14 protein-coding genes are annotated in these 10,380 nt (G+C 72.9%); 5 read left to right on the forward strand and 9 right to left on the reverse strand.

The genetic code is table 11. The features are described from left to right. Positions 1 to 171 precede the first annotated feature (171 nt). The 3 genes from IG08_RS0123945 (at position 172) to IG08_RS62530 (ending at position 1,449) form a co-directional block, all read left to right on the forward strand. Complete coding sequence (locus tag IG08_RS0123945) at positions 172 to 981, forward strand: SDR family oxidoreductase (protein WP_030605952.1); 810 nt, start codon at positions 172 to 174, stop codon at positions 979 to 981. A 74-nt stretch (positions 982 to 1,055) separates the two neighbouring features. Next, positions 1,056 to 1,223, forward strand: coding sequence for a hypothetical protein (locus IG08_RS63060; RefSeq protein WP_420823290.1), 168 nt, complete (start codon positions 1,056 to 1,058; stop codon positions 1,221 to 1,223). Then, entirely contained in the window at positions 1,195 to 1,449 is a 255-nt protein-coding gene (locus tag IG08_RS62530; protein WP_030605953.1) for a low temperature requirement protein A, read from the forward strand. The genes IG08_RS63060 and IG08_RS62530 overlap by 29 nt, the downstream gene beginning before the upstream one ends. 66 nt (positions 1,450 to 1,515) lie before the next feature. On the opposite strand, the gene IG08_RS0123955 is transcribed toward IG08_RS62530, so the two are convergent. The 4 genes from IG08_RS0123955 to IG08_RS0123970 form a co-directional block, all read right to left on the reverse strand. After that, positions 1,516 to 1,986, reverse strand: coding sequence for a DUF6099 family protein (locus IG08_RS0123955; RefSeq protein ID WP_030605954.1), 471 nt, complete (start codon positions 1,984 to 1,986; stop codon positions 1,516 to 1,518). A gap of 191 nt (positions 1,987 to 2,177) precedes the next feature. After that, positions 2,178 to 2,504 (reverse strand): nucleotide pyrophosphohydrolase, encoded by a 327-nt coding sequence (locus IG08_RS0123960; protein ID WP_030605955.1) that lies wholly within the window; start codon positions 2,502 to 2,504, stop codon positions 2,178 to 2,180. Then, complete coding sequence (locus tag IG08_RS0123965; protein WP_234342958.1) at positions 2,501 to 3,811, reverse strand: AAA family ATPase; 1,311 nt, start codon at positions 3,809 to 3,811, stop codon at positions 2,501 to 2,503. Before IG08_RS0123965 ends, IG08_RS0123960 begins: the two co-directional genes overlap by 4 nt. Before the next feature lie 77 nt (positions 3,812 to 3,888). Continuing rightward, a complete protein-coding gene (locus tag IG08_RS0123970; RefSeq protein WP_030605958.1) occupies positions 3,889 to 4,278 on the reverse strand; it encodes a cell division protein SepF in 390 nt (129 codons plus the stop codon). A gap of 269 nt (positions 4,279 to 4,547) precedes the next feature. On the opposite strand from IG08_RS0123970, the gene IG08_RS0123975 reads away from it, so the two are divergent. Continuing rightward, positions 4,548 to 6,236 (forward strand): hypothetical protein, encoded by a 1,689-nt coding sequence (locus IG08_RS0123975; RefSeq protein WP_199820897.1) that lies wholly within the window; start codon positions 4,548 to 4,550, stop codon positions 6,234 to 6,236. Here IG08_RS0123975 and IG08_RS0123980 read toward each other — a convergent pair. Continuing rightward, positions 6,199 to 6,714, reverse strand: coding sequence for a YceI family protein (locus IG08_RS0123980; RefSeq protein ID WP_030605963.1), 516 nt, complete (start codon positions 6,712 to 6,714; stop codon positions 6,199 to 6,201). The genes IG08_RS0123975 and IG08_RS0123980 overlap by 38 nt on opposite strands. An 88-nt stretch (positions 6,715 to 6,802) precedes the next feature. Here IG08_RS0123980 and IG08_RS0123985 point away from each other — a divergent pair, with 88 nt between their 5' ends. Then, positions 6,803 to 7,282 carry a MarR family winged helix-turn-helix transcriptional regulator gene (locus tag IG08_RS0123985; protein WP_030605966.1) on the forward strand — a complete coding sequence of 160 codons (480 nt, stop codon included), beginning with the start codon at positions 6,803 to 6,805 and terminating at the stop codon, positions 7,280 to 7,282. Positions 7,283 to 7,483: 201 nt separating this feature from the next. On the opposite strand, the gene IG08_RS0123990 is transcribed toward IG08_RS0123985, so the two are convergent. The 4 genes from IG08_RS0123990 to IG08_RS0124005 form a co-directional block, all read right to left on the reverse strand. Next, positions 7,484 to 8,131: a sigma-70 family RNA polymerase sigma factor gene (locus tag IG08_RS0123990; RefSeq protein ID WP_030605975.1), complete on the reverse strand. Its 648-nt coding sequence runs from the start codon at positions 8,129 to 8,131 to the stop codon at positions 7,484 to 7,486. Between the two features lie 152 nt (positions 8,132 to 8,283). Then, complete coding sequence (locus tag IG08_RS0123995; RefSeq protein ID WP_030605977.1) at positions 8,284 to 8,913, reverse strand: hypothetical protein; 630 nt, start codon at positions 8,911 to 8,913, stop codon at positions 8,284 to 8,286. Between the two features lie 90 nt (positions 8,914 to 9,003). After that, positions 9,004 to 9,714 (reverse strand): YcnI family copper-binding membrane protein, encoded by a 711-nt coding sequence (locus IG08_RS0124000; RefSeq protein ID WP_030605979.1) that lies wholly within the window; start codon positions 9,712 to 9,714, stop codon positions 9,004 to 9,006. A gap of 38 nt (positions 9,715 to 9,752) precedes the next feature. Continuing rightward, a complete protein-coding gene (locus IG08_RS0124005; RefSeq protein WP_030605981.1) occupies positions 9,753 to 10,346 on the reverse strand; it encodes a hypothetical protein in 594 nt (197 codons plus the stop codon). Between the last annotated feature and the right edge of the window lie 34 nt (positions 10,347 to 10,380).

Consider the following 10,380-nt stretch of genomic DNA (forward strand, 5'->3'; position numbering starts at 1 on the left):
CCCCACGTGGACGCTGTACGAGGGCGCTGAGAATCGCCCTCGTACGGGAGTGACCTGTGGCAACACCACCCGCAGGGGGACTTGACGCACAGGGCGCGTGATCGCGACGCCCGAGTGAGACTGACGGCATGGGCGCTCATCCCCCCGTGCCCTGGCGAGGAGGAAACGAACATGGCAACCCACCCCCTGACCGTGCTGGTGATCGGCGCCACCGGCAGCATCGGACGGCTCGTGGTGGCCGAGGCGATCGCCCGCGGGCACACCGTCCGGGCCCTGGTGCGTGACCGCGCGAAGGGCGCCCAGCGGCTCCCCGCCGACGCCGAACTTGTCGTCGGCGATGTCACCCGGCCCGAGACCCTGCACGAGGCGGTGGCCGGCGCCGACGCCATCGTGCTCACCCTCGGCTCCTTCGGCACCGGCGCCTCCTCGCCGGAGGCGGTGGACTACGCAGGCGTACGCAACGTCCTGACCGCCCTGGCCTCCCTGGCCTCCCTGGACGGCGCACGGCCCCGCGTGGCGCTGATGACCTCCATCGGGGCCACCACCCGCAGCAGCAGTTACGGCCACCTCCTGGAGTGGAAGCGCCGCTCGGAACGTCTGGTACGAGCCAGCGGCCTCACCTACACCATCGTGCGGCCGGGCTGGTTCGACATGAACGGACCCGACGAGCAGCGCCTGGTGTTCCTCCAGGGCGACCGCCGCCGCTCCGGCGGCCCCGCCGACGGCAGGGTCGCGCGCTCCGACATCGCACGGGTCCTGGTGGCGGCCCTCACCGCGCCCGAGGCGGCCGGCCGCACCTTCGAGCTGGTGGCCGAACAGGGAGCCGCACCGAGTGACTTGGGGCCGTTGTTCGCGGTGCTGGACCAAGACCCGACCGGCTCCCTGGACGCGGTACGGGACGAGGCCAACATGCCGCTCGACACCGAGCCGCAGCGGGTCCGCGACGACCTCGACGCCGTCCGGGCACGCGCCGCAGCCTGACGACAGCCCAGGCCCGCCACGGCAGTTGGCGTATCCACAGCGCCGCCTACTGCACCGAGCGCCACCAGCTTTTCGTGATCATCGCGATCGGCGAATCACTCATCGCCATGGGCCTGGGAGCCACGGACCATCCGCTCAGCACACCGTTGCCGGCAGCCGCCGTCCTCGGGTGTCGCCGCCGCCGACGGACTGTGGTGGCTCCACTTCGACGTAGTGAGCCTGCTGGTGGAGCACCGCCTTGACGAGGCCCGCGGCCGGAGACGCCTGGCGCCGGCCGTCAACGCCTTCGGCTACGGTCACTTCCCCATCGTCGCGGGCATCGTGCTGACCGCGCTCGGCGTCGAGGGAGTCGTGGCGCACGCCGACAGCGGCAAGGGACTCGGCGGCTTCTACGCCGGTGCGCTGTGCGGCGGGATGGCGATGATGTATGCGGATCCACCCCTCAGGTACGGGGCACGCAGTCGGTGAGGAGTGCTGGGCCGGCTGACTTCAGTCGACTTCGGTACGAACGCCGCCCGCGGACCGACCGGCCCCTCACCCCGCCTCCCGCTCCGGTAACCCCTCACCCCGGTCCGCCAGTCTTCGCAGCATCTGCAGCACCCGGTCCCTCGATTCGTCCGCCGCGTCGATGGCCTCCATGCACTGCCAGTACGTGGTTTCGTCGTCGGCGGCGCAGGCGAGGCCGACGAGGGCGATGCCGACCTCGCCGAGGAGACCGCCCAGGCACAGCAGGGCCTGGCGGGCGTCGCCCAGTTCGGTGAGCTGGGCGGCGCGCAGGTGCTCGGTGTCGATGTCCGGCCGGTCCAGGACGCCGCAGCCCCGGCCCGCCAGTTCGGTCAACCCCAGTGCCTCGCCGCGCAGTTCGGGCGGGCCGAAGACCGCGAGGCGGCTGCCGATCGCCTGGGCCAGGGCCTGCGCCTGCCACACCTCCGTCATGACCTGGGGCGCCTCACCGCTCCCCGCCAGGGCACGCCTGCTCGTCACGATGAGCCGCACCGCGTCCATGAGCTGTCCCCGTCTGTCACGACGCACTCTCGGCACGTCCGCCGCCCGAACTCCGTTGTCCACTACCCAGAGTGAGGGCCGACGGGGTGAAAAGCCAGAGGAAGGCGGAAATCTGCGGACAACGAATCGGTTTCGTGCGGAGTTTTGACTTCGTAGAGTGATAACGGACTGAACGGCTCCTCAGCGACTCCTTACGGCGCCGGAAACCTCCGCTCGTTCCGGTCGATCTTCGCGTCCAGTGCCGCCAGCGGATCGATGCCGAGCACCTCGCACAGCTGGAGCAGATACGCGAGCACGTCGGCCACCTCGTCGGTGACGCGGTGCGCGGTGTCGGGGTCGTCCATGACGCGCACCGACTCGTCCGGCGTCAACCACTGGAAGATCTCGACCAGTTCGGATGCCTCCACGCTGAGCGCGGCGACGAGGTTCTTGGGGGTGTGGTACGGCTGCCAGTTGCGCGTGGCCGCGAACTCGGCCAGCCTGCGCTGCAGTTTCGCCACGTCGAGAGGTTCTGTCACGCGTCCAGGTGTACCACCGTGACGCCGTCCGCCCCGGCGGCCCACGACGCGTCGCTCACCGCGCCGACCAGGCGGATGTGCCCGCGCTCGCACATCCGCGCCGCGAGCCGCAGCAGTTCGCCGCGCTGCCGTACGTCCAGTCCCCGGTCGAGGTTGTCGGCGAGCACGGTGAGCGTCTGCATCGCCGCGGGCACCTCGCCGACCGGGTCGACCTCGAGCACCCCGGGCCCGGTGAGCAGCACCAGCGCGAGCGCGAGGTACCTCAACTCCCCGTCGCCCAGCCGCCCGAGCGCGGTCCGGCTGCCGTCGCCCCGGTCGAGGAGCGCCCGCACCGTCCCGTCGGCCAGCGGCTCGGCGAGCACGTCGGCGACGGGGCCCGCGCACCCGGCCCGTACCGCGGCGACGAGTTGGGAGTGCCGCCGTCCGCACTCCGCGCGGGTACGCCACAGGACGTCGGCGAGGTTGTCGCAGCCGCCGAGCAGCCGTCCGGAGCCGGTCGGGACGGGGGTGCGCATCCGTCCGGGCCGGGGATCGCAGGCGAAGACGGAGCGCAGGGCGACCACCATCTGCTCGGCGGCGGCGAGGACGCGCCGCTGCCCGTCCGTCTTGCCGGCCACGCGCAGCGGGAGGAGTGCGGTGCCGAGCCGGTCGTCGGGCAGCGGGGCGCGGGTGACGGGCGCCGCGCCCGCGGTGTGCCAGGCGGCCTGTACGGCCCGGCGGGAGGGGTCGCGCAGGGCGGTCTCCAGCAGGACGAGCCCGCCCGCCGTCAACCGCTCCCCCACGATGCGCAGTTCGGGCTCGGCCTGCACGGCGACGTCGAGCCGGACCGGCCCCTCGGGTCCGTCGGCCGTACAGCCGATACGGAAGCCGCGGCGGCGTTGTGCGTCGGGGCGGGCCCGGTCGGGCACGCAGGCGACCGGGTCGGTGAACACCTCGTCGAGCGCGGCCCCGCCGCCGAGCCGGGCGAGTGCCTCGTACGCCCGCAGCGCGCTCGTCTTGCCGTGGCCGCTGGGACCGGCGAAGAGGGTGAGCGGGCCGAGCGGGAATCCGGCGCTGCGGTGTGCGGCGAAGGCGGACAGCCGCAGTTCGGTGAGGCGCGGCCGGCCGGAACGGTCCTCGCCCGCACCGCCCCCGGGTAACACCGATGCCGGCGCGGACCGCGCGGACGGCACGCGGGGCGACGTACCGGAGACGGACGTACCGGAGACGGACGCACCCGAGACGGACGCACCGGACACGGACGTACCGGACACGGACGCGCTGGACACGGTCGTACGGGACATGGGAGACGTGGGGGACACGGTCATATCCGGACCGTAGGACTCCGCCACCAGGCGAACCGTTCCGCCCCGGCGACCTTCCTACGATCGGGCGAACGGCGCCCTCACTCTCCGCGCACCCCCACCCCCTCCATCAGCCCGGTGACCTCGGTCCCCGCCGGTGTCAGCAGGAACACGTTGCGGTCCACGCGGTGCATGCCGCTCGCCAGGCCGAAGACCACGCCCGTGCTGAAGTCCAGGACCCGCTTGGCGACCTCGGTCTCCGCGCTGGTCAGGTCGAGCAGCACGGGGATGCCCGCCATCAGCGTCTCGGCGACCTCGCGGGCGTCCGCGAAGATGCTGATCCGCAGGACGACGAAGCGACGCCGCGCCTCGGTCTCGGCCTCCGGGACGGTCCGGTGGTCGACCGCGGACGGCCAGGCGTCCCGGCCGCGCAACGGAACGACCTGGGCGAGCCCCTCCCACTGTTCATCGGTGACGTCGTACCTGTTCACCGGCTCCCCCCGATCCGACTCGCCTTCATTGCCTGCACCAGCCAATTCTTACGCCAAGTCACCCGTTCGGCCCAACAGCGACACGGTCCGCGACCGGCCCGGCGGCCGCTTCCCGCCACTCTTCACCCCGGCGAAATGGGGTCTTACCGCCCTCACACCGGACTCTTCACCTCCAACGGCACCCCGCTCACCGGCCCCGATTACCGTCCGGTGCCGTGCTCTTGGCAGATTCACAGCTGTCGGCACGCGGCCGGCGGACACAGCCGGCGGTGTCCGCCACCCCCGAACCCCCCGCGCAGTGGCATCGCGTCCTGACCCTGCTCGCCGACGTCAGCCTCTTCATCGGCACGCGCGAGGTGTGGACGCAGGCGGCCACGCACCGGCTGGGCGTCGCCGCCGTCATCTCCGGGTGCTACGCCTCGATCCTGCTGTGCGGGGTGCTGGCCCTGGTGGTGCGCCGGGAGCGGTCGCTGGCGCGTGTGGACCTGTGCGTGCTGGTGACCGGGGTGACGCTCGTGCTGTGCGCGTGGGTCCTGTACCACCGCGGCTCCGACGAGGCGGTCCTCACCGCCCAGGCCGCCCGCGAACTGGCCGCCGGGCACGCCGTCTACGGCAACCCGTGGCCCTGGCTGTTCGGCCGGAGCGGCATCGCCCTCACCCCGACCGTCACGGGCGGCTACGACTTCACGTACGGCTATCCGCCCCTCGCCCCGCTGCTCACCGCGCCCCTGCTGTGGCTGGGACACGGCGGCACCCCGGCGACCGCGGTGAGCACGGGCGCGCTCGTCGTCGGCACGGTCGTGCTGTGGCGGCTGCTGCCCGTGCCGTGGCGGTCGGCGGCGACCATGGCGTGCCTGGGTTTCGCGATGCTTCCCATGTACGGCCGCCTCGGCTACCCGGCGATCCTGGCGCTGGCGCTGCTGGTTCCGGTGGTGGTGCGCTGGCCGCGGATCGGACGGGGCGGGCGGCTCGGACCGGCCGGGGTGGCGCAGGCCGCGTGTCTGGGTGCGGCGTGCGCGGCGCAGCAACTGCCGTGGTTCCTCACGCCGTTCCTGCTGGCCGGCATCTATGCCGTACGGCGCGGGGAGCTGGGCGCGCGGGCGGCGGCGCTGGTGGTGCTGCGGATCTGCGGGGCCGCCGCCACCGTATGGCTGCTCATCAACACGTACTTCATCGTGAGCGAGCCGGGTGCCTGGATCGAAGGCGTCGCGCTGCCGATCACCCAGGGTGCGGTGCTGCACGGGCAGGGCCTGGTGGACGTGTCGCTGTATCTCACGAACGGCAGCGACCGGCTCGACTGGTACTCCCACGCGAGCCTGCTGCTGCTCGGCGGACTGCTGGCGGTGTTCGTGCTGTTCGTACGGCGGCTGGGACCGGCGGCGACCGTCCTGCCGTGGCTCGCCTTCTATCTGGCGACCCGGTCCCAGGACGGCTACTACCTGATGATGACGCCGCTGTGGCTGGCGGCGGCGGTCACCGCGCCCCTGTCCGAGTTCGCCGGGGCCTGGCAGCCGCGCCCCCGCCTGCTGTCCGGTCCGCACCGTCGTCCGGTACGGATCGCCGCGGCCGTCCTGCTGCTGGCCCCTGCCCTGGCGAGCGCGGCGCTGGCGGCCACCGGCTCACCGCCCCTGCGGATGCGGGTCATCTCGGTGCGGGCCGGGGCCCACACCCTCTCGCGGCTGACGCTCCGGGTCACCAACACGGACGACGACGCGCTCACCCCGCACTTCACGCTCACCCGGGGCCAGGGCATGTACCCGTACTGGTCGGTGCTGCGGGGCCCGGCCACACTGGCCGCCCAGGCGACGGCGACGTACGAACTCCGGCCTCCCGAGGGGACGTACGCCCTGCCGCACCAGGGCCAGCGGATCCGGCTGCGCGTGTTCACGGCCTCGCCGCAGACGCTGTCGAGCGCCTATGTCACGCTGCCGAGCGCACGAAGCGGAGTGCGGCGGTGACCGTGGTCAGGCCGCGGATCATGCCCATCTGGTTCCAGCCCAGGCCGAACTCGGCGCGGTCCACGGAGAATTCGGCGTTCAGGGTGAGCGCCTCGGCGCTCGCGTCGGAGAGCTTCGCGGTGAAGGACTGGGGGCGGCTGATGCCGCGCACGGTCAGCTGACCGACGACATGCACCGCGTCGCCGTCGCGGAGTTCGGCGCTGCGCACCGCGAAGGTGATCTCGGGGTGGTTGTCGGCGTCGAAGAAGTCGGCGCCCTTGAGGTGGATGTCGCGCTTGGCGTTCTTGGTGTCCAGGGAGGCGGCGTCGAGGGTCAGGGTGCCGACGGCGGACCCGTCGGGACGCACCTCTCCCTGTCCGCCGACGCCCGCGAAGGTGCCCTTCACGGTGACCAGGCCCCACATCGTCTTGTGGGCCAGGGCGACGGTGGTGGCGGTGGTGTCGAGCTGCCAGGTTCCGGTTTCGACGGCGACGGTCATGATCTCTCACTCCAGTTAGTCCAAATTTGGATGACGGAGGGTACGCTAGCCAATAATCCAAAATTGGACAACAGATAGACTCGAATCCATGGCCGACCTGCCCGAATGTCCCTCCATGTCCGGCGAACTCCTGCCGCCCGAGTTGCACGCCTGGATGCTGCTGCTCGCCGCGACGGGCGCCGTCGAGCAGCAGCTGCGCTCCGTCGTCAAGGAGCGGCTGGACGTCTCGCACGACGAGTTCCTCGTCCTGTGCCTGCTGGCCGGGCAGCCCGGGGCAGGCCTGCGCATGACGCAGATCGCGGAGCTCCTGGGCCGCCCCAAGACCCGCCTCACCTACCAGATCGCCTGCCTCCAGCACGCCGGGCTCGTCACCCGCAAGTCGGTCTGCGGCGACAAGCGCGGCGTCGAGGTCGCCCTCACCGACAAGGCCCGCCGCCTGCTGAAGGAGGCCTCCGCGGCCCTCGCCGAGACGGTCAAGGAGGCGCTGGCACACGTCGTGGGGCCGGAGCAGTGCGCGGCGGTGCGGGGGCTGCTGCCGGACCTCGTCGAGGGGTCCACAGCGGAGTAGCTCCCCGTCGCTTGCGGGTACCCGGGCGGCGCCTGCGCCGAATGTCGGCCTCAGCGCCGCCCGACACTCCTGGCCGCGCGTACGGCGTCACCGCGCGCGCCGGGCCCGCCCACCCGAGGCGCTCGGGCCGGGACCGGCCTTACCGGCCCGCCGCGCTCGGTGCGGCGGCCAGGCCGGTCCGGAACAAATCGGGCTGCCGGCTCAGGCCGCCAGAGCGGCCGGCCGGTCCTCCCCCACTGCCTCAAGGGCGTGAGAGGTGCCCCCATCGGTCACCAGCGCTATGAGGGTCGCGCGAGCCCGGGCCACCCTCGAACGCACCGTCCCCACCGGGCAGTCGCTCACCGCGGCCGCCTCCTCGTAGGGCAGGCCCAGGAGCTGGGTGAGGACGAAGGCCTCACGGCGCTCGGCGGGCAGTGCGGCCAGCAGGTCGAGCAGGGCGACGCCGTCGTCGAAGCCGGGCAGGTCCTGCGGCTGGGCCCGCTCGACGACGAGCTGCCAGTCCGGGGCGTCGTACAGACGGGGCCGGGCCGCGGCGTGCCGGAAGGCGTCGATCACCGCGCGGCGGGCGATGGACAGCAGCCAGACACGGGCCGAGCAGCGGCCCTCGAAGAGGTGGAGGCTGCCGAGCGCCCGCAGGAACGTGTCCTGTGCCAGGTCGTCCACGGCCTGCGGATCGGCGCACAGATGGGAGACGTAACGCAGCACGTCGCGGTGGAGCGCGCGCACGAAGTGGTCCACGGCGGCCGGGTCGCCGGTGCGGGCGGCGAGCGCCCAGGCGGTGGCGGAGGCATCGGCGGACTCCCGTTTCGTCCGGGAGTCGGTCGAGGCGGGCAGGGCGGAAGTGATCACCTTGGTGTCCTTCTCGGGTCATCCGGGATCCGGGCCGCTCCGGCGCACGAAGGCGCGGCGGTCCGGTGAGGCGATACGGCCGTACGACGACGGTGTGGGCGTACGGCCGAGGCCCGGAGCGCGCAGGGGCAGCCCCGGGATACGGGCTGTCGTCAGGCGACAGCCGTCCCCAGGGGCGGACCGCGAAGGGTGATCGCGTGGACGAGAAGGAGAAGGCGCGGCGCCCGGTCCGAGCGACGTCGACGCGCGCGGAGGCGCGGGCGGTGCGGGATGGCGGGCAGCGCGAGCAGCAGCCGTAGCGGCGCCGCCAGCCATCCGGCGACGGCCCGCAGGATGCGGAACGCCGCCCGCTCGCCGTGCGCCAGCCACAGGCCGCACAGCAGTGCGGCCAGCAGGTGGGCGGCGAGCATGCCGGACGAGGAGGTGCCGTCCCCCGCCGAGGTCCCCATGTGGGACATGTCCATGGAGCCCATGCCACTCCTGTGCATGGACTCCATGTGCATCGCGCCCATGTCAGGGGCTGCGGGCGCGGGTTGCGCGAGGGAGAACGCCGAGTGGAGCAGCGTCTGGACGGTGACCACGACGGCGACGATCAGCGGAAGTCCGCGCTCACGGCCGGCCAGACACCAGCCCGCGGACCCGGTCACGACCAGGCCCGCGGCCAGTGTCCAGCCGGGGACGTGACGGCCGGACATCAGGACGTGGCCCAGGGCGGCGAGCAGCACACAGACGGCGGCGAACACCGCGGCCCGTAGCGTGCGGGAACACCACCCTGCTGTCATGGCGCCACATCCTCCCATCCGGCATCGGCGATCACGTGTCGATGAGGAAAATTCTCATGTCCCCGCCCCTGTCCCCGTCTCCGTCTCCGCTCACCGCGAGGTGCGGCTGCGTACGACGGCGAAGGCCGCCGCCGCGAGGCCCAGCGCCCCCACGACCAGCCCGCCGATGCCGAGGCCGCGCGCGGTCGAGTCGCTCGCGGAGTCCGCCGACTCCGCGGAGCCCTTGGAGGTCGTGGACGCGGCGGCCGCCGAGCTGCCGCTCGCCGTCAGCTTGAGGACCGGTGCCGGGTTCTCCGGCTCCTCGTCGCCCTGCGCGGCCTCCTCGATCCAGCGGACGACCTTGCCGTCGGAGTAGGTCTGCAGGGTCTTGAAGGTGAGCTGCGCGGTGTCGTCGGGGAGCTGGCCGAAGGCGACGTCGAAGTCCTCGTACTGGCCCGGGCCGACCTTGCCGCCGGTCCAGGTGATCTCGGAGACGGCGTCGGTGATCGTGCCGTCGTCCGTCTTGACCGGCGTCTTGAGCTTCGTGTCCGTCACCTTGGCGGTCCAGCCGTCGTGCGGGGAGACGAGCACGCCGAGGAGGGGGTGGTCGGTGGGCAGGAAGAGCTGCACCTTCGTGGTGCTCGCGGTGTCGCTCTCGCTGGGGACGCGGAAGGTCAGGGCGCCGTCGGTGGCGCCCTTGGCGTAGCTCTCGGGGTGGACGGTGACGTGCGAGGAAGCGACGCCCGCGGCGGTCAGGACGCCGATGGCGGCCAGTGCGGTGACGACACCGGCGCGGCACAGGGTGGTGCGTGCGGAAGACATGGGTGGGTGGATCTCCGTACTGAAGAGGGGGGTCGGGGTCAGATCGCGTACGGAATCCCCGTGGGCGGACCGCGCCGCTGGACCGCGTGCCGCAGCAGGAGGCCGCGGAGTGCTCGCGGGCCGTCCGCGGACGGTCGTACGAACCCGGGCGCGGCCGGAACGGCCCGCGCTCCCCTCAGTACCTGCCACCAGGCGGCGAGCCCCGGTACGAGCGTGGCGGCCCGGCGCAGCAGCGACCACAGCGCGGCCTCGCCGCGCCGCAGCCACCAGGTCAGCAGGACGGCGGCCGAGATGTGGGCCGTGGTGGCGTGGGGGGTCAGGGCGTGCGGGTGCGCCGCCGCATGCATCATGCGCATGCCGTGCATGACCGTCATAGTGTGCGGCCGTACTGCCCCGAACGCGACGTGCAGCCCGCCCTGGGCCGTGAGCGTCGCGCCGCCGATGGACGCCAGGGACCGCTCCCGGCCGCCGAGCAGCCAGCCGGCCGTGAAGACCGGCGCGAAGCCGGCCACCTGTGTCCACACCGGCGGCGCCATGCCGGTCGCCAGCGCGTGTCCCCCGGCGGCGAGCAGCACGCACAGCGCGGCGAACACCGCCGCGCGCAGGCTCCGTACCGCAGGGGACGCCCTCATGGCGACCGATACTCCCACGCGAGGCCGGGGGCCC

The sequence above is a fragment of the Streptomyces fulvoviolaceus genome (genome assembly GCF_000718165.1).
GTDB classification, from domain to species: domain Bacteria; phylum Actinomycetota; class Actinomycetes; order Streptomycetales; family Streptomycetaceae; genus Streptomyces; species Streptomyces fulvoviolaceus.

What these genes read in the sequence shown, in the direction of transcription:
- IG08_RS0123945 (WP_030605952.1), top strand. Translation starts at nt 172, where the DNA reads ATGGCAACCCACCCCCTGACCGTGCTGGTGATCGGCGCCACCGGCAGC.
- IG08_RS0123955 (WP_030605954.1), bottom strand. Translation starts at nt 1,986, where the DNA reads ATGGACGCGGTGCGGCTCATCGTGACGAGCAGGCGTGCCCTGGCGGGG.
- IG08_RS0123965 (WP_234342958.1), bottom strand. Translation starts at nt 3,811, where the DNA reads ATGACCGTGTCCCCCACGTCTCCCATGTCCCGTACGACCGTGTCCAGC.
- IG08_RS0123980 (WP_030605963.1), bottom strand. Translation starts at nt 6,714, where the DNA reads ATGACCGTCGCCGTCGAAACCGGAACCTGGCAGCTCGACACCACCGCC.
- IG08_RS0123985 (WP_030605966.1), top strand. Translation starts at nt 6,803, where the DNA reads ATGGCCGACCTGCCCGAATGTCCCTCCATGTCCGGCGAACTCCTGCCG.
- IG08_RS0123995 (WP_030605977.1), bottom strand. Translation starts at nt 8,913, where the DNA reads ATGACAGCAGGGTGGTGTTCCCGCACGCTACGGGCCGCGGTGTTCGCC.
- IG08_RS0124000 (WP_030605979.1), bottom strand. Translation starts at nt 9,714, where the DNA reads ATGTCTTCCGCACGCACCACCCTGTGCCGCGCCGGTGTCGTCACCGCA.
- IG08_RS0124005 (WP_030605981.1), bottom strand. Translation starts at nt 10,346, where the DNA reads ATGAGGGCGTCCCCTGCGGTACGGAGCCTGCGCGCGGCGGTGTTCGCC.